22 protein-coding genes are annotated in these 19,977 nt (G+C 48.2%); 8 read left to right on the forward strand and 14 right to left on the reverse strand.

Annotation, left to right across the window (positions count from 1 at the left end; genetic code table 11):
- From E3E32_RS00715 to E3E32_RS00750, 8 genes are all read right to left on the reverse strand, one after another.
- Window positions 1-882, reverse strand: a complete 882-nt coding sequence (locus tag E3E32_RS00715; protein ID WP_167729768.1) for a respiratory chain complex I subunit 1 family protein — start codon at window positions 880-882, stop codon at window positions 1-3.
- A complete protein-coding gene (locus E3E32_RS00720; RefSeq protein WP_167729769.1) occupies window positions 879-2,783 on the reverse strand; it encodes a proton-conducting transporter membrane subunit in 1,905 nt (634 codons plus the stop codon). The genes E3E32_RS00715 and E3E32_RS00720 overlap by 4 nt, the downstream gene beginning before the upstream one ends.
- A gap of 4 nt (window positions 2,784-2,787) precedes the next feature.
- Entirely contained in the window at window positions 2,788-2,982 is a 195-nt protein-coding gene (locus E3E32_RS00725; protein ID WP_167729770.1) for a CooT family nickel-binding protein, read from the reverse strand.
- Complete coding sequence (locus tag E3E32_RS00730) at window positions 2,983-3,792, reverse strand: P-loop NTPase (protein ID WP_167729771.1); 810 nt, start codon at window positions 3,790-3,792, stop codon at window positions 2,983-2,985. It lies immediately after the preceding gene.
- A gap of 70 nt (window positions 3,793-3,862) precedes the next feature.
- Window positions 3,863-5,755 carry an anaerobic carbon-monoxide dehydrogenase catalytic subunit gene (gene cooS / locus E3E32_RS00735; protein ID WP_167729772.1) on the reverse strand — a complete coding sequence of 631 codons (1,893 nt, stop codon included), beginning with the start codon at window positions 5,753-5,755 and terminating at the stop codon, window positions 3,863-3,865.
- A gap of 10 nt (window positions 5,756-5,765) precedes the next feature.
- Window positions 5,766-6,404: a 4Fe-4S dicluster domain-containing protein gene (locus tag E3E32_RS00740; RefSeq protein WP_167729773.1), complete on the reverse strand. Its 639-nt coding sequence runs from the start codon at window positions 6,402-6,404 to the stop codon at window positions 5,766-5,768.
- Between the two features lie 98 nt (window positions 6,405-6,502).
- Window positions 6,503-7,612, reverse strand: a complete 1,110-nt coding sequence (locus E3E32_RS00745) for a winged helix-turn-helix domain-containing protein (RefSeq protein WP_240910577.1) — start codon at window positions 7,610-7,612, stop codon at window positions 6,503-6,505.
- Window positions 7,612-8,166, reverse strand: a complete 555-nt coding sequence (locus E3E32_RS00750; protein ID WP_240910578.1) for a V4R domain-containing protein — start codon at window positions 8,164-8,166, stop codon at window positions 7,612-7,614. Before E3E32_RS00750 ends, E3E32_RS00745 begins: the two co-directional genes overlap by 1 nt.
- 64 nt (window positions 8,167-8,230) lie before the next feature.
- Between E3E32_RS00750 and sfsA the strand changes: the two genes are divergently transcribed.
- From sfsA to xerA, 3 genes are read left to right on the forward strand one after another with little or no spacing between them, the layout of a single operon-like run.
- On the forward strand, window positions 8,231-8,953 hold the full coding sequence (sfsA, locus tag E3E32_RS00755; protein ID WP_167729775.1) for a DNA/RNA nuclease SfsA: 723 nt from the start codon (window positions 8,231-8,233) through the stop codon (window positions 8,951-8,953).
- A 49-nt stretch (window positions 8,954-9,002) separates the two neighbouring features.
- The gene (locus E3E32_RS00760) at window positions 9,003-9,896 is read left to right on the forward strand and encodes a toprim domain-containing protein (RefSeq protein WP_167730852.1); all 894 of its coding nucleotides are present in this window, start codon (window positions 9,003-9,005) and stop codon (window positions 9,894-9,896) included.
- A 1-nt stretch (window position 9,897) separates the two neighbouring features.
- Complete coding sequence (gene xerA, locus E3E32_RS00765) at window positions 9,898-10,746, forward strand: site-specific tyrosine recombinase/integron integrase (RefSeq protein WP_167729776.1); 849 nt, start codon at window positions 9,898-9,900, stop codon at window positions 10,744-10,746.
- On the opposite strand, the gene pfkC is transcribed toward xerA, so the two are convergent.
- Together pfkC and E3E32_RS00775 are read right to left on the reverse strand one after the other, a co-directional pair.
- Window positions 10,747-12,126, reverse strand: coding sequence for an ADP-specific phosphofructokinase (gene pfkC / locus E3E32_RS00770; protein ID WP_206205183.1), 1,380 nt, complete (start codon window positions 12,124-12,126; stop codon window positions 10,747-10,749). It lies immediately after the preceding gene.
- Window positions 12,127-12,224: 98 nt separating this feature from the next.
- Window positions 12,225-12,938: an aspartate/glutamate racemase family protein gene (locus tag E3E32_RS00775; RefSeq protein ID WP_167729777.1), complete on the reverse strand. Its 714-nt coding sequence runs from the start codon at window positions 12,936-12,938 to the stop codon at window positions 12,225-12,227.
- 96 nt (window positions 12,939-13,034) lie between these two features.
- Here E3E32_RS00775 and E3E32_RS00780 point away from each other — a divergent pair, with 96 nt between their 5' ends.
- Genes E3E32_RS00780 through E3E32_RS00800 form a run of 5 tightly spaced genes read left to right on the forward strand, consistent with a single transcriptional unit; the run spans window position 13,035 to window position 16,359 of the window.
- A complete protein-coding gene (locus tag E3E32_RS00780) occupies window positions 13,035-13,643 on the forward strand; it encodes a nitroreductase family protein (RefSeq protein WP_167729778.1) in 609 nt (202 codons plus the stop codon).
- A gap of 41 nt (window positions 13,644-13,684) precedes the next feature.
- Window positions 13,685-14,011: a hypothetical protein gene (locus tag E3E32_RS00785; RefSeq protein ID WP_167729779.1), complete on the forward strand. Its 327-nt coding sequence runs from the start codon at window positions 13,685-13,687 to the stop codon at window positions 14,009-14,011.
- A gap of 5 nt (window positions 14,012-14,016) precedes the next feature.
- A complete protein-coding gene (thiI, locus tag E3E32_RS00790; protein WP_167730854.1) occupies window positions 14,017-15,162 on the forward strand; it encodes a tRNA uracil 4-sulfurtransferase ThiI in 1,146 nt (381 codons plus the stop codon).
- A 9-nt stretch (window positions 15,163-15,171) separates the two neighbouring features.
- On the forward strand, window positions 15,172-15,726 hold the full coding sequence (locus E3E32_RS00795; protein ID WP_167729780.1) for a DUF998 domain-containing protein: 555 nt from the start codon (window positions 15,172-15,174) through the stop codon (window positions 15,724-15,726).
- Window positions 15,727-15,768: 42 nt separating this feature from the next.
- Window positions 15,769-16,359 carry a 7-cyano-7-deazaguanine synthase gene (locus tag E3E32_RS00800; protein ID WP_167729781.1) on the forward strand — a complete coding sequence of 197 codons (591 nt, stop codon included), beginning with the start codon at window positions 15,769-15,771 and terminating at the stop codon, window positions 16,357-16,359.
- Between the two features lie 91 nt (window positions 16,360-16,450).
- Here the strand turns inward: E3E32_RS00800 and E3E32_RS00805 are convergent, their stop codons facing one another.
- Genes E3E32_RS00805 through E3E32_RS00820 form a run of 4 tightly spaced genes read right to left on the reverse strand, consistent with a single transcriptional unit; the run spans window position 16,451 to window position 19,792 of the window.
- A complete protein-coding gene (locus tag E3E32_RS00805; protein ID WP_167729782.1) occupies window positions 16,451-16,759 on the reverse strand; it encodes a hypothetical protein in 309 nt (102 codons plus the stop codon).
- Window positions 16,756-17,349: a hypothetical protein gene (locus E3E32_RS00810; protein ID WP_167729783.1), complete on the reverse strand. Its 594-nt coding sequence runs from the start codon at window positions 17,347-17,349 to the stop codon at window positions 16,756-16,758. The genes E3E32_RS00805 and E3E32_RS00810 overlap by 4 nt, the downstream gene beginning before the upstream one ends.
- A 36-nt stretch (window positions 17,350-17,385) precedes the next feature.
- Window positions 17,386-18,372 (reverse strand): hypothetical protein, encoded by a 987-nt coding sequence (locus tag E3E32_RS00815; protein ID WP_167729784.1) that lies wholly within the window; start codon window positions 18,370-18,372, stop codon window positions 17,386-17,388.
- 13 nt (window positions 18,373-18,385) lie between these two features.
- On the reverse strand, window positions 18,386-19,792 hold the full coding sequence (locus E3E32_RS00820; protein WP_167729785.1) for a hypothetical protein: 1,407 nt from the start codon (window positions 19,790-19,792) through the stop codon (window positions 18,386-18,388).
- Between the last annotated feature and the right edge of the window lie 185 nt (window positions 19,793-19,977).

Genomic DNA, 19,977 nt, shown 5'->3' on the forward strand with positions numbered 1-19,977 from the left:
TTACCACCCCACCACTCCCAAAATCCAACTTAGGATTCCAACTATTGCAAAACGCTTGAGGAATCTGGCGGCGTCTTTAGTCCTGAATCTTCCATAGTGGGCTTCAATTGACGCGTAAACAACTGATATGATAACTAGTCCAATGACGTAGACTAGTACTCTCACTGTGCCATCTTGGGGTAGGAAGAAGTTCAGGAGTATCGTGGTGAGAAGTAGCCGTTTCACGTAGATTGAGAGCTTTAACATTCCCAGACCTTTCCCGCTGAACTCTATGAAGGGACCCTCGACTATCTCTGGTTCGGCTTCAGCGACGTCAAATGGGATTCTGGCTCCCGCGACGTATGCCATAACTGCGAATGCCAGAGCACCTGTTATGGTAGATACTTTTAGTTGGAGGGGGAAAAGTCGCGAGAACGAGAGACCCCCACTGGATGCTGCGAGTGCGGCCACTATAAAAGCCAAGGAGAATTCCTCTGCCATTATGATTGAAACTTCTCTGTGGGACCCTATTTGGGCATATGCACTTCCAGTTGAGAACGCTCCGAGGGCTATGGCGACGGCTGAGAGCGTTGAGAGGTATATGAAGGCGATTATATCCCCCCATGTGTCTAAAGAGCCAGGAAGCAGTGATGGGATGAACAAGGACGCCGCCAATACAGATACAAGCGCTATTGCTGGTGCTGGTTCGAACAGCCACCTTACGGACTCCCTAGGCCTGACGTTTGGCCTTCTGAAGAGCTTTAATAAATCAAGCCACGTCTGGATTAACGGCGGCCCTTGTCTTGACTGAAGTCTTGCTTTGACTTTCCTCTCGATTCCGTCTAATAACGGAGCAAAGAGTACTATGAAGATTAGATTGAGGGCAGCATAAACTGCATTCATAACAGAACACCCCCGAGTATTGTAAGGAGTATAAGGAGCATTAGCCAAGCTCCAGTCATCATCTTGTCCAAGTCGAAGGATGCTTCCTCAAAGCTGGACAAGACGGCTTTTGTGGCGTCCCATAGTCTTTTCGTGGTACATACACACCATTCTCCCCAGCTATAAACATCCTCGAATTCTTCCTCAAAGGAGGCATAGTATGAGCTCGCTGGAAGCCTCATGGCCAAGGACTTTCTCGTGCCAGTTGTCCACACTGGAAGACTGATTTTGTATGGGAAAATGGCTAGTAACACTGCGGTCAGAGCTCCGGAGAATACCAGGAGAGCCAGAGGAGCTATGTTTCCAATACCGTCGGACACTATGAGACCGGGAAAGACCGTGATTGATGGAGTGGTCACGCCTACTGAGTCAACCGCTTTTGAGATTGCTTCCAGTGGCAATGCTGGATAAACACCAAAAATTACACAAAGAACTGCGAGAATCAACTGGGACGCCCACATTGATACTGGGACTTCTTTGACCGTTATCTCCTTGGCAGGTGGTCTTACAAAGATGGAAGTAAAGTACTTAACGAACGATGCGGTTGTTACAGCGCTTATGAATAGTGCTAGGGCCCCAAACAGGGAAACGAGAGTCGGAGTCGGAAGTGTTGAAACGTATATCATCCACTTGCTAACAAAGCCGTTGAATGGTGGCATCCCAGCTATGGAAAGAGAACCTATCAGTGCAGCAAATGCCGTTATCGGCATAAATCTAGCTAGTCCTCCCAGGTGGTCCAAATCCCTGCTTCCAGTTCTATAAAGGATCGAGCCTGCTGTTAGGAAGAGCAGTCCCTTGAAGAATGCATGGTTGAGAGCGTGGAATAGGGATGCCATAAGGGCAAGAGCTCCGAATGTGGTGTACCCCTTGGAGAGGAGATATATCCCTGCCCCAAGGGCAAAGACAACGTAACCTATCTGGCCGACACTATGGTAGGACAGTAGGCGCTTTGAGTCTGTTTGCTTTAGTGCGTACATCGTGCCAAAAAACAGGGTTAATGTTCCGAACAGTGCTATGAGCAGACCAATATTAGGGGTTAGTGGGGTGAAACTCAGGAAAAAGCGGAACATCATATACACTGGCATTTTTTCCATGGCCCCACTGAGCAATGACGAGACGTTACTTGGTGCCTCCACGTATGCGTCTGGAAGCCATACGTGGAACGGCACAAGGGCGGCCTTGACACCAAGTCCGATCATGAATCCAGCACTTACAAGATACATCTCCAGAGGATGAGAGCGGAAATAGTTTACGAGCTGGGACGAGAGGATATCGTAATCACCTCCGCCAGAGATTGTTATGAGTACTAATACTATGGCTATCAGCATAAAGTCTGCTGCGGCTTTAGTCATGCAGAAGTACTTGAGGGTCGCAATGAGAGTCTTCTCGTTCCTTTCAAACGCTACCAGGAACTGGGAGAAGAGAGTCATCAGTTCCCAAAACACAACAAACCACAGGAGATTCCATGAGACGAGAACAAGGAACATGAAGAGCAGGAAGAGGGGATAGTTGAAGGCATATAGTCTCTTGTCTCCTTTATACATGTCTAAGTATGCAATACCATAAACCGACGTACAGAAGCCTAGAATTCCGAGTATTATCATGAAAAAGCCTGACAGCGGGTCGACTTTGAGTGTTAGAGTTGAGAACGCATTGATAATGGAATCCGATTTCAGATGTAACAGAGTGATATTTAATTCAACGCTCTCTTTGAGACCTATAATCCCGGCATAGGCTATTGTCAATGAGCCGAGAGCGGAGAGAGCATTTACTAACTTCGTTAAAATTGCGCTCCTCGAAAAGACTCCAATGAAAGATGCAACTGACAGAATAATGACAATAAAAAGAAAAATTACCTCCATAGAATCACCTCCTGAGTTTAAACCTCATGATGTGCCTCAGAAAATCAATGCTGTCCAGCTCATAGTCTTCGAGTAGCATCTCTCTACCGAGAATGTCTCCTATCACTGGCTTTCCTTCCTTAAAATACAAAAACGCCACGTCCTCCATTATGATTTCTTCCTTTCCATTTTCCACAACAACGGCTTTTGACTCACACATTCATACCACCTTTGAGCGTTTTTTCATGCTCAGAAGTTTATTTGCAAGAGATTCAACATCACGGTAAATCCTGGAATCTCTTGGTATGGAATTGACACCCAGACCTTCATTGTCAGCTTTAATTACGGACGTGTCAAAATGCACCAGGTGATAGGGAACTAGATAGTCAGAGAAGACACGTGAGTAGAGCTTAGCGGCTTCCATGGAATCGTGTACTTTGTTAATTATGAGCATTAAGTTCGAAATGTTGAGCTCCTCACCCATTTTGAGAAGTTTCTTGGCTATGGTGAGCGATTTAAGTGTTGGTTCCGCAACACAAAGCATAACATCGAATTTTTCCGCTAGACCTCTACCGAACACCTCTGCACCGGCCTCACTATCAACTATTACAATGTCCTTCTCTCTTAGAAGGACATGATTCAGGAATGCTTTGGCGAGTGCTATCGACGGGCACAGACAGCCTTCCTTTGGCTGTTCTGTACTCCCGACCACGACGAGACTTAGATTCGGGTTTATCCTTATTCCGTACATGTCCACTAAGTCGTCAACTTTTGGTGTGAGGGAGAACAGTACCCCCCAACCGGAACCAGGTTTTGCTCCCGTTCTCTCTTGGGCAAGCTCCTCGTTCCGCGAGAGTGGGACGATATCTAATGCCTCATCATACGGGACACCAAGGCTTTGAGCAAGGTTTGGAACGGAGTCTGTATCAAGGGTCAGCACGTTGTAGCCTTTGTCGGCGATTATATGGGCAAGTAATGCTGTCGTTGTTGTTTTGCCAACACCTCCTTTTCCAGCCACTAGTATTTTCATTGTTGGCACCTCCAGCAATGTTTGTACGTTTAATATATACAAAATTCAAAAGTTAAAATAATAGAAACTATCAAACGGGCCATCCAAGTTTCTTTCTCTTCTCAATTATCACATTGTATATTGTTTCTGCTGCTTTCACTGGATCTGTCTCAACGTAGAACTTTCCTCCAAGGAGATCCTCGATGTCATCCGTAAGGAGTTTGGTAACCTTCTGGCTTCCAAGGACTGGTGGGATAACTCCCAAGTGTGTGAAGACGCCGCTTGCAACGAAGTAGGTTCCTATTGCTACTGCCTTCTCGCTCATCCATTCTGGAGCAGAGCCAGCAACTGGCAAGTCTGAAATGTCAACATTTAGGGCATCGGCGAGGGCACTCAAGACCAGCAGGATTCTTGAACAGTCAACACAGCTTCCCATGTGCAGGCATGGTGGAATTCCAAGCGCTTCGCATACTGCCTTCAGCCCTGGACCGGCCATTTCAGCTGCTTCGGGGGTCAGTAATCCATGCATTGCTGCAGCAATTCCCCAGCAACCAGTTCCAACAACCAGGATGTCCCTCTTGATGAGCTCCTTGGCCAAGGTGACGTGACCGTAGTTCTGCTTGACCCTTGGATTGTTACATCCAACGATTCCGACGATTCCCTTTATTGTTCCGTCCTGGAGGGCTTTTATGAGGGGCTCCAATGTTCCACCAAGGGCTTCAAGTATTGCCTCAACGCTAAATCCAGCAACCAATTCCATCTTGTGCTCTGGAATGTAGACCTTTGCCGGAACTCTGTTCTTATAGTTCTCAATTGCAATCTTGATGATCTCTTTGGCGATCTCGTCCGCTTTCTCCGGGTCAAATTCGACGTGTATTGCTCCCGGAATGCGAGCCTTTGGCTCAGTAGTTATTATCTTAGTGTGGTAACATGAAGCAACATCAACTAATGACGGCATTAGGCACTGGTAGTCAACTATCACGGCCTCAACTGCACCAGTTATAATCGCCAGCTCTTGCATCAGGAAGTTCCCAGCGACCTGAACTCCCATTCTTGAGAGAACTTCGTTTCCGGTACAGCACATTCCAGCAACGTTAATTCCCTTTGCTCCGTACTGCTCTGCCAACTTCTGCATCTCTTCACTCTGGGCAACCTCTGCTATTTTCATAGAGAGAATCGGGTTGTGGCCGTGAACAATTATGTTGACCATGTCTTCCTTCAAGACTCCCAGGTTCGCCAGCGACTTTATCGGCTTCGGTGTTCCGAAGAGAATGTCGCTCAGATAGGTAGCCATCATTGAGCCACACCAGCCGTCGGCCAGGGCAGTCCTCACACCGTGCAACAGAAGGTTCTCTGGGTCTGCATCACAGCCTATGTGGGTTCTGTGCATACTGAGACATATCTCCCTGTCGATGGCTCTTGGTAAGACTCCTAGCTTCTCCCAGACCTTAATCCTCTTCTTTGGCGCTGTTGCTGCAAGTAATCTTACTGGCTCCTCATCCTGTTTTCCGAACTCCATCTCAAGAATGTGGGCGACTTCCAATGCAATTTCATTTTCGCTCTTGCCCTCTGTTTCGACACCCAGAATCTTAGCCAGCTCTTTGAGCTTTTCAACATCTGTTAGTTTATAATCCTTGAACTTTCCTTCAGCAATGCCCTTGAATACATGGACTACATCTCTTGAGTGATCGCTGTGACCGGCAGTACCAGCCGCTATCATTCTTACAATGTTCCTTGCTACTATTGTATCTGCATCCGCACCACAAACTCCCTTAGTTGGGCCAACTCCAAACGGATCGATTCTACATGGCCCCATTGTACAGTTCTTACAGCAGACACCTAGGAGACCAAATCCACACTGAGGCTGCTGCTCCAAAAATCTGTGCCAGGCAGTCTTGACTCCATCCTCCTCGGCTTTCTCAATAAGCTTTCCAACACCTGGAGTTATGGAGACTTGCTTTGAGGGAACCTTCTTTCCGGCCATTTTCACCACCTCAATACCACATCACATTTGAATATTCAAGATACAGATCCATAGGTCTAACAAGATCCTCTTTCTTCTTTGACTCGGAGACGGGCTTCATGTAGACCATTCCCTGCGATTTCAGCCCAGATATGAGACTCTCTGCCTTCTCCTTTCTAACCTCTTCCAGTATTTCGCCGAGAGTCCCGAACTTCAGGGCTCTAGTTGGGCAGGCCTCAACACATGCTGGCTCTTTGCCTTCTCTGACCCTATCCACACAACTGTCGCACTTTATCACAGCCTTGTATTCGGGCTCGAACTTGGGATGGCCAAATGGACAGGCCATCACACACATGAGACAGCCTATGCACTTGTTGGCGTTAAGGACAACAAAGCCTTCTTTGGTCCTTGAGATCGCTCCTGTCGGGCAGGCCTCCATACAGGGAGCGTCCTCACAGTGCTGGCATCTCATTGGAACATTAAAGAAGTCGGCGACAACAACTTGGAGTCGGGGTTTGGGGGTTGGTTTTTCAAAAATTGCGCCAAAGAGGTTTTTGCTCATTGAATGTTCAACTGCACAGGCAATTTCGCAGGCCCTGCACCCCGTGCATCTCTCTGGATTTATGTAAATTGTAAGCTTCTCCATGTTGGAACCGGAAAAAGCTGGCATTGTTGATCACCTCGTATAATGTAGAACAAAAAGATTTTAAGATGGAATCGTGTTCGGCGATCCGGATAAAAACGCAAGAAATTATTCGATTTGCCGTATTAGAACCTTTCATTTAGAGACAGTAAAACTCTCTCTCGGATCCGTTGGTATTCTTTCAGGAGATCTAGGGCAACTCCAGTGAGTACAGTTATTCCTTTTTTTCGACCTCCCTTAACGGAGACAATCAATCTTCTCCCGAGTTTTTCCTCAATATCCTTGATCCTTTCCCAGTATGTTGATGGAGAAACCCCCATAATCTTACATGCCGCTCTAAATGATCTGGTCTGAGAAATAAGTTCAAGGAGTTCCATAATATCTCCAGGAATTTTTATGCCTGATGACGTAACAAAGGATATTTCAACTTTTGGTACAAAACTCGGATTCTTATTGTCGGGACATGGGGAAAAGAATATCTTCCGAAGCACTTCTCTAGTCATCTCCCGGTAGCTTACTGAAAAATTTGAGTTTGGACACTTTGATATAATGCCATATGGATTAACATAAAGATGCCTGCATGGATCCATGGGGGACATAAGCAAAGTAATGGGATAATCATTTAGGAACACTTTCATAGCAGAATAAAGATATTTCCTTCCATAATGCAGGCCAAGTTCGACATCTTTTCTGGCGCTTATTGATTCAATGAACATATCTCCGGATGGAGGGCTAAAAAGAGAGGGTCCAACAGTTATTCTTAATCCTCGCTTCATGCACTCTCCGATTTTCCTAAGGATCTCCCCTGGATCCGAGCTCGAGTTAAACACCAAATAAGCCTCAATGTGATCAATACCTCTTGATTCAAGGGCTCTGATGAGAGTATCCCCTCTTTTAATATCTATCATGGGCGGAACAATTATAGAAATCGTGTCCACATCAGCAAGCACATCTACTCTGAGGTTGGAAAGACTGGCAGTTAAGGGTATAAAAACAGTCACCCTTTTTGATATGTCCCTCAGCTCATCGTATATAACCTTTATTTTTGGATGAAGAAATGGGTTAGGGCACATCAATATTCCTTCATCGAATCTGAACCCATCTAAAAGAGAGGCTATTCTAGGGAGAACATCTCCAGGGAGCATTACTCCACTCAACCTTTCTCTCCAAATGCAGTTTGCACAGGTTGCATCACATCTTCCTGATGATTGTACAACTATAACTCCCATAACCATCACTCGAATACTACCTCAAAGCCACAGAAAGAGTAGCCAAGTCCCTGACAGTATATCTCTCTTGTAATGTTTCTGCCCACTAGCTCTTCTATAATACCTTGGATCAGGCCTGCTTCAAAATCACATAAAGTTCTCCCTATGGTGACAGCATTGTAACAACTCATACACTCATAGATATTTAGCTTTATCCTATTAAAAGATTCTTCCAAGATATCAAGAAGTCCTATCTTTTGATTTAAGAACACTCTAGGAAGATCGTCTAGACTTTTGACTTCTCCACTTTCTACAAGTCTTTTAGCGAGCTTTAATCCTGCACCCCTCAAAATGAGACTTCTTAGAGACGGACTATATTCCATCATACCATAAGAAATCATCCTGAAAGTTCTTACGTATTCCGGATCCTCTGGGAAAAGCTTTGCAAAAAAAGGTCTCCTAACTTGGAAGTAATTCTGTGGCGTCAGTTCAGTTCTCTGAAGTTGAGAGGGCTTTTCTTTAACCTCAAACTTGTAAATATTTCGCCACTGTTTGATTAGATCGACGTACTCAATTTCCATCTCCAACACCTATGAAAGAGTATGCATACATCAATTTAAAAGTTTTGAAAACCAAAATATAAATATGGTCAGGATACTCCTCAGGCTTAATGTTGTACCATGTATGTTCATCAAAAGGCTCAACCGCTTCGTGGCACTGGTCGAGGTTGACGGGGAAAAGAGAAAAGCCTTAGTTACAAACACCGGCCGCTTGGAAGAGTTCATGATTCCAGAGAGGAAGGCCTTCTGCGTTCCCAAGAGCGGGGGAAAGACAGACTTCGTTCTGGTTGCCTTTGAAGACCGGGGTGGAAAGGGGGCTATCATAGACACGAGGACTCAGGCCAAAGCCTTTGAGAAAGCCCTAGAGCTTGGCTTGGTTCCATGGCTTAAAGACTGCAGGATAAAGAGGAGAGAGGTAACCATTGGAAGCTCAAGGCTGGACTACCTCTTCGAGTGTTCCGATGGAGAAATCTATGCAGAAATGAAGAGCGCGGTTCTGAGAGGTGGGGAGAGGGGAGAATATGCTATGTATCCAGACTGTCCTACCCTGCGGGGGCAGAAGCACATAAAAGAGCTGATAGAGCTCCAAAAGGTTGGGAAGAAGGCAATGATTTTTTTCATCGGCGCCATGCCTGGTGTTGAGAAGTTCAGGCCATACGAGAGAGGCGACCCTGAGATAGCGCGCCTTCTGAGTGAAGCCAAGAACGCCGGCGTTGAAATCCACGCGCTGAGCATTTCACTCCTTCCGGATGGCAGGGTGGTTCTTGAAAGGCCGAGCCTTGAGATTGAGCTGAGGGAGGATTTTTAAAGACCCCACCCTATTTTCAAAGGGGTAACGACCCCGCGAGGTGATGGGAATGGCCATAGTCGATGTTAGAATTTTGGTTGAAGGTGCGAGCGACGTTGAAGTGGTAAGTAAAGCTCTTCAAGGTCTGGCTTTGGGAAGTGAGTACAACATAACGATTTCCGCCATAATCCCGACGACCAACGTTGAGATTGCAAAGAGCGCCGCAGCTGGGGCTGACCTGCTTATCATAGCCACTGACGCCGACCGCGTTGGAAGAGACCTTGCCGAGAGGCTTTTCAATGAGCTGAGCGAGATGGTCGGCCACGTCGAGAGGATGAAGCTCCCTCTCGGCCACGACCTCGAGCACGTAGATGTCGAGCTCGTCAGGAAGGAACTCAAGAACACCCTCGTCAGGGCTGGTTTAAAGAGCCTGCAGATACTCCCTGAGTACATGGCTCTAAGGAACCAGCTCCTTGATCTCAAAGGCCGCTACGATGGTCTTGCCGAGGAGTACCGGAGGCTCCGCGAGGAGCACGAAAAGATCACCAGCGCCTGCGAGGAGCTCAAGGCTGAGAACGACAGACTGAGGGAAGAGAACGAAGGACTTAAAGCTCTCCTCGAGAATGCCAAGAACATTTACCGCATCGAGGAGGCCTGGAAGTCCCTCTTCCCGGCCGAGCCGGTTCCGGACGAGGCATACATAGGCAATGCCGTTGAGAAGCTTGGACTGGCGGGTAAAGTCATAGTCGGCCAGGGATACATCTTCGCCGAGGACAAGGGACTAGTTGATGAGCTCCTCAAGACAGTCTATCTTAGCCTCGCCATAAGGGAGGAGCCTCCAAAGCCACCGGAGCCACCGAGGAAGGAGCCGCCAAAACCGTCTGAGCCCCCCAAAGAGCCAGAAGTTGTCGCTGACGCAGAGATAAAGCCCGGCAACATCGAAGGGCTCCTGAAGGGGCTGTGAAATGGAAGCCCTCAACGAGATAATCGAGGAGTACGAGACCTACCTTGATCTGGAGGGCAAGAGCCCGAACACCATTAGGATGTACTCCTACTACGTAAGGCGTTATCTGGAATGGGGCGGGGAGCTTAAAGCCCGCTCCGCACTCCGTTTTCTCGCAAAGCTCAGGCGCGAAGGCTACTCCAACAAGAGCCTGAACCTTGTCGTCCAAGCCTTGCGCTCCTACTTCCGCTTTGAGGGCTATGATGAAGAGGCCGAAAAGCTCAGGCCGCCAAAGGTACCCAAGAGCCTCCCCAAGAGCCTGACGAGGGAGGAGGTCAGGAAAATTCTCTCCGTTATCCCGCCGACGAGGAAGCGCGACAGGCTCATTTTTCTCCTCCTCTACGGCGCAGGTCTTCGCGTCAGCGAGCTGTGCAATCTGAAGAAGTCCGATGTCGACTTCGAGCGCTCCCTTATAATCGTTCGCGGCGGAAAGGGCGCCAAGGACCGCGTTGTACCGATTCCTGCCTTCCTGCTGGAAGGGATTAAGACTTACCTTGAAACAAGAGATGACGACAGCGAGTACCTTATTGTGGAAGACAGGCGGGAGAGGAAGGATAAGCTCTCGCCGAAGACTGTCTGGTACCTCCTTAAAAAATACGGCGACAAGGCTGGAATTCGGGTTACACCCCATATGCTCCGCCACAGCTTTGCCACCCACATGCTCGAAAACGGCGTTGATATAAGGGCTATTCAGGAACTGCTCGGCCACTCGAACCTGTCAACAACCCAGATTTACACGAAAGTCACAGTGGAGCACCTCAGGAAGGCACAGGAGAAGGCGAGGTTGATAGAGGGATTAATTGGGAAATAATCAGAGTTCTCCTTTCTCTTTCAGCAGGGCAAGGTAGCTCGTGAAGGCTCCAGCTGAAATCGTGTCTCCGAGGCCAACCGTTGAAACCGGATCCTTGACGAGCCTTGTCGGGATTATAACGACCTTGTACTCCCTCGTTCTCAGTTTCCTCTTGGCCTCTTCGAAGCGGAGCTTGACATATTCACCGCGCTCGTTGTAGGGAACTTTGAGGCCAACCTTAAAGTCCTCGGGCGATTTGATGTCCCCTAGAGAGGCTCTCGTTGCCGCTAAAGTCGTGGCCAGTTCGAGACTCTGCATGAGCTCCTCCTCACTCAAAGGATTGTCAGCGTGGGTAACGTACATGATGTAGTAGATCGTATGAATCTGAAGGATCTCAAGGTTCATCTCGTCAATGAGTATCTTTCCGCCCAAAACAGTGTCCTCGATGCGGTTGTAGGTGAATATCCTGTCCGAGAGTTTTGAGTATCCCAGAGCGTTCAGGATGTGGGCTATCTCTGACTCGTCCATGCCTACGCTGTCGACGAGTGGGAAGAGGTTGTAGATGACTTTCTTCCTCAGCTCGCGGTTCTGGATTGAGGCAAACTCCAGGTGGACCTTGACGTCCTTCTTCCTCTTGAGGAGTATAATATCCTCTTTGGCCTTCTTGAGGTAGTAGTTTGCATCCTTCCCGTCGGAATAGCGGAGCTTTATCCCCTGGTAGCCCGAAAGGATCGCTCCATCAACCTTGCTCCCTATTTCGGGGAGAAAAGGTCTCAGCTCGGACTTAGTATGGATCTTTATGCTTTCGAATCTGGCCGAAACGATAAACCTGCCCGAGAAAGGAACCGTTATCGTTTCGCTTCCGAGCTTGAAGGTCGTCCCTGCGCGGAACTCGAATATCCTGTTGACCTTTATCGGGTCGCCTTCGCGGTAGGCCTCGCGCGGGTGCTTGAAGGTCAGCTTTCTGTCCTCAACAACAGGATAAAAGAGATTTGGCTTATCAACAAACATTCTGGCCTGCTTTTTGGCCAGATGAGGGGTGTAAACTATAACGCGCCTGAAGTCGAGGTTCGCCAGAAGGTTCGCTATTATGCCCGCCTGACCCCCCATTCTCTCGACGTCGTATTTGAAGTGGGAATCAAACCACTCGTGGAGCTCCTCATTAACCAAAGGCACAGCCATCGGCTTGCCAGTTTTAAGCGCATGAACAAGTCTTGCAACGAAGTCTATGGGCTCGTTTATCTCCCTTGGGTACTCCTCCATCCTTCTCCTCACGGCTGTTGCACCGAATTCGTCTATCAGTTTCTGGACTGTCTCTCCTTTAAGAAAGACTATCGCGTCGACGTTCGTGTTGTACGCGGTGTATATCGAAAGTTCCCTAGCCTTGTGGAGGAGCTCCATATGTATCACCCTCAGTGACTAACATTTAGAAAATGTGCACGGATTCTTAAAAGGGTTTCGGAAACTGAATGGACACAAAAATGTTGAAAGGAATGAGATCAGAACTGTGTGAAGAGTCTTCCAAGCCAGGGAATCTTCTCCATGACGTCCATTTCTCTGAGTGCCAGCCAGAGAGAAGCTTGGTTGCTGGTGACTACTGGGACACCAAGGTCTTCCTCCAGAGGCTCGATGATCTCGAACGTCCTCAGGTTGGTGCAACTTATGAAGATTGCATCAGCCTCGTCCACGAAGGTGGCCTTAGCTAAGCGGTAGGCCTCGTAGGGTTCGAGCTTCCCTATCTGGGCGTTATCCTCTATTCCGAGGCCCCTGATGTCTAGAACCTCGAAGTCGTTGGCCTCGAGGAACTCCTTCTCGCGTTCGTTTATCTCGTCGGTGTAGGGGGTTATCACGAGTATCGACTGGGCGTCGAGCATCTTCAGGGCCTCGACGACGGCCGTGCTCGTGCTCACCACCGGAACATTTACTTCGTTCTCTATCTTTGCCTCGAGCTCCTTCTCGAAGTCCTTGCCGCCGATGAATGAACCGCTCGTGCAGCCGTAGAGAATCAGCTCAACCCCTGCATCGCGGAGGAGCTTGGCGCTCTCCACCGTCAGAGCGTTCATCTTGATTAGCTCCTCCTCGGTAACGTTCCTGAGCGGAACCCTTGCAGTGTGCAGCGAGACCCCCTCGGGGATGGCCGAGTGAAGCTCCATCTCCATTGTGGTGTTCGAAGAGGGAACGATAAGACCTAGCCTGCCTCTCCATCCGTACATGCTTTCACCTTAGGTGGACTACTCAAGGACTCTCTTAAACCTTTGGTTTTGGAAAGACTGATTAACCTTTCCGCTAACGTTTCACCGGGTGATATTGTGGAACTTGGCAAGGCAATATTCAAGAGGACTTCTGTGAGGTACTTTGAGGAGAGGGATGTTCCGGAGGAGGCAATCAAAGCGCTCATCGAGGCAGCAGTAAGGGCACCTACCGCCAGCGGTCTTGAGAACTGGCTTTTTGTTGTTTTCAAGAGTGAGGAAGCAAGGGAGAAGATCTACCACCTGATAGCACGTGGGATGGAGGAGTACTATCGGGCGGTGAATCTCTCGGAAGAGAAGATAGAGAAGCTCAGAAAAAAGATGTATGAAAGGGGGATGTACCGGGCACCGGTTTATATAGCAGTTTTCATCGACAAACGTGTCCGCTTCCTCGAAGGTGAAGAGTTTGACGAACTCGAGTTTCTCTGGAGCGTGGAGAGCGCGGCAATGGCGATACAGAATTTAATGCTCAAAGCAGTTGAGCTCGACCTAGGTACTGTTTACATAGGTGTTACGAACTTCAGAGGCATCGAAGAGCAAGTCAGAACGCTGGCTGGCCTCGATGAGAACTACTATCTCGTCGGCCTCATACCCCTTGGCTATCCGCTGGAGAAAGCTGCACTGCGGAAGCGGAGGAAGTCCCTCGAACAGGTCACTCGCTTCATCTAAACGTTTTTATTCTCCATCCCTCAATTCCCTTTGGTGGAAGGATGATAGAGTTCGTCATACTCCTCGGCGTTATCGGCGGCTGGATAATAGTGGCTTCGACGCTGTTCCTAATGATCGCTCTTGGAAAGATGTGGGGGTTAGCTGGGGTTCTGATCCTAGTTCTGGCCATTCAGATAAACCACTGGCTCAAGAGGAAGTATATGGGCGCCATAGTTGACGCCACGCCGAGGGCGAAGGAGATAGCGGCCCACATTTTCGAGATGAACGAGCTGATACTCCTTTCCTCATATCTCATCTCGATCGTCCTTTATGTCGTCATTCAAAAGTACGTCGAGATTGTGATTAAGTTCCCGCATATGGTGGGGTGATGCTCATGTTCAACGTCGTCATAGTCCGCTACGGTGAGATAGGCACGAAGTCGAGGCAGACGAGGAGATGGTTCGAGAACATCCTCATGAACAACATCCGTGAGGCCCTGGTGAGTGAGGAAGTCGAGTTCAAGAAGGTAGAAGCAAAGCACGGAAGGGTTCTTGTAAAGACAAACAGGGCTGAAGAGGCCGTTGAGGTTCTTAAGCGGGTCTTCGGCATAGTCTCGCTTTCCCCGGCGATGGAGATCGACGCAGAAATGGAGAAGATCAACAGGACGGCTCTCAAGCTGTTCCGCAGAAGGAAGAGGGAGCTTGGATTAGAAAAACCTCGCTTTAGGGTAACCGCGAGGCGCATAACCAAGGAGTTCCCTCTGAAGAGTCCGGAGATCCAGGCGAAGGTCGGCGAGTACATCCTCGAGAGCGAAGAGAGCGAGGTGAATCTCCACGAGTATGACATAGAAGTTGGCGTTGAGCTGATGGAGGGCAAGGCCTACATCTTCGTGGACAAGGTCAAAGCCTGGGGTGGCCTTCCCATCGGCACTCAGGGCAAGGTCGTGGCTCTGCTCAGTGGCGGCATTGATTCACCTGTTGCCGCTTTCCTCATGATGAAGCGCGGTGTAGAGGTAATACCTGTGCACATTTACATGGGCGAGAAGACCCTCGAAAAGGTCAGGAAGATATGGAACCAGCTCAAGAAGTACGGCTACGGCGGCAAGGGCGAGCTGATTGTGGTTAAACCCAAAGAGCGCGAGAGAATTCTCCAGAAGCTCAAGGAGCTTAAAAAGGAGAACTACACCTGTGTCTTCTGCAAGTTCATGATGGTTCGCCACGCCGATAGAATCGCGAGGGACTTCGGGGCAAAGGGCATCGTGATGGGTGACTCCCTCGGCCAGGTGGCCTCTCAAACCCTGGAGAACATGTACATCGTCAGCCAGGCGAGTGATCTGCCGATTTACCGCCCGCTCATAGGCATGGACAAGGAGGAAATCGTCAAAATAGCAAAGGAGATAGGCACCTTCGAGCTGTCCACTCTCCCTGAGGACGAGATTCCCTTTATACCGAGGCATCCAGTAATAAGGGGTTCCTGGGAGGAGTTCAGAAAGCTCTACAAGGCCGTCTTCGGCGAAGAACCGAAAAATAGGGCATGTTGAGGTGACATTATGGAGTCGACAAAACTCCCGGCATACATCTCCCTCCTCCTGCCACTCGTATTTCTTGTTGGGCTGGTCGTTGTCATTTACCATAACCCCTGGTTTTCATTCACCGACAACGCCCTCAGCGACATGGGGTCAGTACGGAATCCCGAGAACTACTACTTCAACGGCTTCATAATGCTCTTTGCCGTTCTGGGCTTCATAGCCTCGCTCGGGGCCTTCAAGAACGGCCTCTCTTATCTCATGCCCATCGCCATGGTCTCGCTTTTCCTTGTTGGCATCTTTCCTGAGGAATATTCCCTACATACTCCTTCAGCAACTCTCTTCTATGTCCTGGCGCTAGCGGATATAGTCCTCATAGGGCTCAAGCTCGCTCGCTCTGGCCTTTCCGTCGGGATGCTCTGGGCAATTCTCTCGGTTGTTACTTTTGTGTTGATGGTCTATATAGTAAAAGCTCGCGTTTTCAAGGGCCTTGCCATCCCCGAGCTTATAGGTGCGGCCATGATACTGGCCTGGTTTACCTATATTGGCCTGCTCCAGATTAGAGGTTCCCAACTCTAAGTTGAGGAAAACTTCATATATGGCTCTCCCCTTCTTCCGAACATGAAAGCTGTTGCACTGCTCAGCTCGGGCATTGATTCTCCGGTGGCGATATACCTCATGCTCAGAAAGGGCATGGAGATAACGCCGATCCACTTCAAGCAGAGCGATAAGAAGGAGTCAAAGGTTCTGGAGCTCTGCGAGATTCTAAGTAAGTACGGGAAGCTCAACGAGCCCGTAATCGTTGATGCTTACGAGGAACAGGCGCCAGTCTTTTCCAAGCTGGTCGAGATTGGAAAGGCCAAGTGGACGTGTCTTTTCTGCAAGTACACGATGCTGAGGAAGGCCTGCAGGGTGGGGCACGAAATCGGGGCAAAAGCTATAGTTACGGGCGATTCCCTCGGGCAGGTGGCATCGCAGACCCTCGACAACCTGCTGATAATAAGTCAGGCAAGTGATCTGCCTATTTTGAGGCCCCTCATCGGCCTCGACAAGGAGGAGATAGTCAAAATAGCAAAGGAGATAGGCACGTTCGAAATAAGCATAGAACCTGAAGAGCCCTGTCCGTTCGTGCCGAAGTATCCGGTGGTGCGTGGCTCCCTTGGAGAGTTCGAGAAGATAAGGGAGAAACTCGTGAGGGAAGGTGTGCTTTAAAGCATCTCATTCCTCGCATGAGATTCTCTCAAGTCCACATCGAGGATGCAGGTGCAGTTCCTTATACAGGCATCCTTGGGCACACCACTGGTCACCACGGACTGAGTATTTTGTATGCTTTTATTCCCTTGGTTGTTTGAACGTATACGACGTTTCCTTCGAGTTTGATGTTCAATGGCCTATCACCGTCTTCAAATTCTTTACAAGCGAGTTTCCTCAGGTTTCCTGCCGTGAAGACGCAGACCCCGTTTTTCTCCTCTCCATGCTCGTTAGCCAGGAAATAAGCAACAACCCCATACTCCTCGTTGGCATCTATGAGAAGCCTAATACCAACACCCTCTCCCGGGATGCTGGTGATCTCCTCTTTCCTGATCTTTTCGCCTTCCTTCATGTAGATCAAGGCATGGATCTCCAGTGGAGGTCTTCTCGGCTCCCCAATGGTGACGTACATCCTCCGCCGGTGATTTTAACGTCCGAGACATGGCCACCGAGCACATCCGGGCAGAGCCAATTTAAGAGCCGTCCGGTAGTGATGTTCATAACGTAAACGCATGAGCTCCCAGAGGAGCCAAAGGTTGGGTTGCTCACGAGAATTAGCCCATCCTTTGTGTATTTGAGAGGATATGCTGGAAACTCACGGCTCCATCTTTCGCTGAGGTTGTAGTCAAGAAAGACCATTGAAGATTGACTATCCGTAGTGAAGTATGCATACAGAAGTACTCCTTCAGGGGTGCAGACATACCCTTTACTTATTCCGTGCAAGGTGTAGTTGACGATCCGTGTTTCATCTGCTGAAACTGTGAAGGTGCAGGAGAAATTTTCAAGAGTGGAAACGGTCTGAATCTTCAATGAGTCACACTTTGTTGAGATATTAAGGCCGTCAAAAGACGCTTCTTCGGGATTTACTGGAGTAAGCAGGCCCTTGGGCAGGAAATATATCAGGGTTAAGAGGACGAACCCCAAGGTTGCTAATTTTTCCTTTTTGTTCATAGTTTACACCTTGTCGTTAATCCCCTACATGCTAGATTATCCCAGACTTAGTATCTTGTATGCTTTTACCCCCTTCGTAGTCTGAACGTAAACGATATTTCCTTCAAGTTTCACATTTATCGGCCGTTCCCACTCCCCAAATTCCTTGCATGCGATTTTGATTAGCCTACCCGCGGTGAAAACGCAGACTCCGTTCTTCTCGTTCCTGAGCTCGTCCCGAAGGTAGTAAGCCACCGCTACATATTCATCGTTAGCGTCAATCAGCAGTCTAACACCAAGGGGGTGCCCTTCAATTGTGGCGATTTCACTCTTTTTCACTTCCTCGTTCCTCACAAGGTATATCAACGCCCTCGTTTTCCACAGATTAATGTCATAGTAGCCCACTGTATAGTACACCGTCTCACCCAAAATCCTTATGTGTGAGATGTATGGCCTCCTGACGTCGGGGCATATCTTCCTTCTTACGTTCCCGTCAGAAGTGTTCACAAAGTAAATGCACGAATCCACGAGGATTATGCTCCCATTGTGGTACATTTCCGGAAAGGCCTGGTATTTTTCCTTCCATACGGGGGTTAAGTTGTAGTCAAACAGCGCCATGGAGCTTCTCCGCTCTCCTGGGTAGTATGAATACACGACTACCCCCTCAGGAATGCAGAAATACTCCCCTTCCACACCTTCTAAGGTCATGTTCGCCTTCAGCGTTCCGTTAAGGGAGAGGGTGAAGTTCACAAGATGCTTAAATCCGCTCTGATAGTACTGAGATTTAACTTGGATTGCCGATAAACATTGAATGAAACCAGTAGTCTCTCCCTCGAAATTAATCCCACCAGTTGCTATCGGAACGAGTGTCTTATCATCACATGTTTCGTTGACACTTATTGAGATGTTGGACTTGTTTTGTAAATGTAATCCTTCACCTTCATTAGGAATGGGTGAGTTATCTTGTTGGATTTGGATAATAAATAAAGAAACAGCAAAAATAAAAATTAAAAATCCTATCAAAACCTTTTTATCGTTCTTCATGATACTTCACCATTTACCACCTTATTACCCAGTCCCATCCACATTGGTTTCCGTATTCTTCTCTAGTACAGATTGCAAAGTTTTGAGATCTCGCGCTGTCTGGTGCAAAGCATCCTCCACAATGCCTATTTGCCCATCTGCAGGTACTTCCTACGTCTCCTCCACCACAACACACTAGATAGGGTGTGTTAAGGTACAGTTTGTAGAATCCATTATAATGAGTAACATCCGGATCCTGAAGAGGTTTTAGGTAGTTTGTGACAACCCAACAACCTCCATTGTTGCACTCAACCTGCCAGATTATGTTGCTCTCTTGGTAGCTAAGTGTCTCAGGATTGTACGCAGATCCACTATAGAAAAGTTTAATTTGAATTGATCCGCCAATATATGGAAGAGTTGGATGTAACCATACTGCTTGATCCCAGTATTTTTTAAAGTCCGTTCCCGTATCAGGGAAGTCATAAGTACAGTAATCTCCCCAAAATGTTGCCCTGTTCGGAGTTGAGCTTTCGTATATTCCTACCCAAACTGCTGCTGGAGAGAAGTATAGATATCGAACGTAAGGCGCCTGATCAGCATCATACTGGCTATATACTCCAGGTAGTGCAGGGGCAGGTTCGGAACATAACCCACAGTTATACCCTTCCGCAATTCCTCCGAAGTGAATTGCTAGCGGTTCTAATCCGGTGGTGCTTGCGATTAGTGTCTGCTTTTGTCCGGTTTCTTTGAGTGTTTGCAGGGTTTGTAGTTTTTCTTTCTCTTTTGCGAATTTGTAGATTTCTTCCCAGAGTTTTTTTCTCCTGTCCAGCAGGGTGAAAATCTCCTCGATGGTCTCTTCAGTGTAGTTCCCGGCTTTGACTTTCTTAAGCAGTTCTCTCATCCGCATGTCTGTTTGAACGACCTCTGTGAACGTCAGCTCCGCCGCCTGCCTGTAGTAGGCTATGAACCATTCCAAGTCCACGTCAGTTCTTACTGGATGGACCTTTTTAATGTGCTCTTGGACGATGGTGCTCTCTGGGGGTAGTTTGTAGTTCAGAACTTTTCTCCCGTAAGAAGTTTCCACAGTGTAGTTCTGGACGAGTTGGAGGCTGAGCTTTTGACGTTCGAGGTACTTCAGCTCGTTGGTGAGGAGTCTGATCTCATCTTTTAGCTTCACGATTTCGAAGAGAACGCTTGTGTTTTTAGTAGCGCTCCATTCCTCATAAAGAGTTTTGAGTTCTGATTTCTTCTGTTTAATGGTGTTAGTCAGGTTTGTGATGTTCGCTGTGAGATTATTTAGAAGGACGTTAACGTCGATGCAGGAGCAGTCCTGACAGGTTGCCTGGACTTGGTTGGTGGTTTGTGTTGCTTCCGCTTGGACGGTCTGAAAGCCGCCCAGGAGGAGAAGCCCAAGGAGGAGCATCGTTACCCACTTTCGCATTCGCCCCCCCCAAAGAGGTTATCAATCATAATTATCAAAAGTTGTATATAACACTTTCGCCCGCAAAATACTGGGATTAAAACTTGCATTGGACAATATACAACTGTTGGAGTTATGTCCAAAGTATTTAAAACGCAGATTCATTACCCAATTCTGTCCATAACTGTTCGTTTTAGGAAAGCTTT

Origin of the sequence: Thermococcus sp. GR6 (assembly GCF_012027415.1) — an archaeon.
Taxonomy (GTDB): Archaea; Methanobacteriota_B; Thermococci; order Thermococcales; family Thermococcaceae; genus Thermococcus; species Thermococcus onnurineus.

Coding starts and splice junctions, on each gene's coding strand:
- pfkC (WP_206205183.1), bottom strand. CDS start 12,126: ATGGAGCTCCTCCACAAGGCTAGGGAACTTTCGATATACACCGCGTAC.
- xerA (WP_167729776.1), top strand. CDS start 9,898: ATGGAAGCCCTCAACGAGATAATCGAGGAGTACGAGACCTACCTTGAT.
- E3E32_RS00760 (WP_167730852.1), top strand. CDS start 9,003: ATGGCCATAGTCGATGTTAGAATTTTGGTTGAAGGTGCGAGCGACGTT.
- E3E32_RS00810 (WP_167729783.1), bottom strand. CDS start 17,349: ATGAACAAAAAGGAAAAATTAGCAACCTTGGGGTTCGTCCTCTTAACC.
- thiI (WP_167730854.1), top strand. CDS start 14,017: ATGTTCAACGTCGTCATAGTCCGCTACGGTGAGATAGGCACGAAGTCG.
- E3E32_RS00815 (WP_167729784.1), bottom strand. CDS start 18,372: ATGAAGAACGATAAAAAGGTTTTGATAGGATTTTTAATTTTTATTTTT.
- E3E32_RS00795 (WP_167729780.1), top strand. CDS start 15,172: ATGGAGTCGACAAAACTCCCGGCATACATCTCCCTCCTCCTGCCACTC.
- sfsA (WP_167729775.1), top strand. CDS start 8,231: ATGGTCAGGATACTCCTCAGGCTTAATGTTGTACCATGTATGTTCATC.
- E3E32_RS00725 (WP_167729770.1), bottom strand. CDS start 2,982: ATGTGTGAGTCAAAAGCCGTTGTTGTGGAAAATGGAAAGGAAGAAATC.
- E3E32_RS00775 (WP_167729777.1), bottom strand. CDS start 12,938: ATGTACGGATGGAGAGGCAGGCTAGGTCTTATCGTTCCCTCTTCGAAC.
- E3E32_RS00800 (WP_167729781.1), top strand. CDS start 15,769: ATGAAAGCTGTTGCACTGCTCAGCTCGGGCATTGATTCTCCGGTGGCG.
- E3E32_RS00730 (WP_167729771.1), bottom strand. CDS start 3,792: ATGAAAATACTAGTGGCTGGAAAAGGAGGTGTTGGCAAAACAACAACG.
- E3E32_RS00720 (WP_167729769.1), bottom strand. CDS start 2,783: ATGGAGGTAATTTTTCTTTTTATTGTCATTATTCTGTCAGTTGCATCT.
- E3E32_RS00715 (WP_167729768.1), bottom strand. CDS start 882: ATGAATGCAGTTTATGCTGCCCTCAATCTAATCTTCATAGTACTCTTT.
- E3E32_RS00750 (WP_240910578.1), bottom strand. CDS start 8,166: ATGGAAATTGAGTACGTCGATCTAATCAAACAGTGGCGAAATATTTAC.
- E3E32_RS00740 (WP_167729773.1), bottom strand. CDS start 6,404: ATGCCAGCTTTTTCCGGTTCCAACATGGAGAAGCTTACAATTTACATA.
- E3E32_RS00820 (WP_167729785.1), bottom strand. CDS start 19,792: ATGCGAAAGTGGGTAACGATGCTCCTCCTTGGGCTTCTCCTCCTGGGC.
- E3E32_RS00745 (WP_240910577.1), bottom strand. CDS start 7,612: ATGGTTATGGGAGTTATAGTTGTACAATCATCAGGAAGATGTGATGCA.
- cooS (WP_167729772.1), bottom strand. CDS start 5,755: ATGGCCGGAAAGAAGGTTCCCTCAAAGCAAGTCTCCATAACTCCAGGT.
- E3E32_RS00785 (WP_167729779.1), top strand. CDS start 13,685: ATGATAGAGTTCGTCATACTCCTCGGCGTTATCGGCGGCTGGATAATA.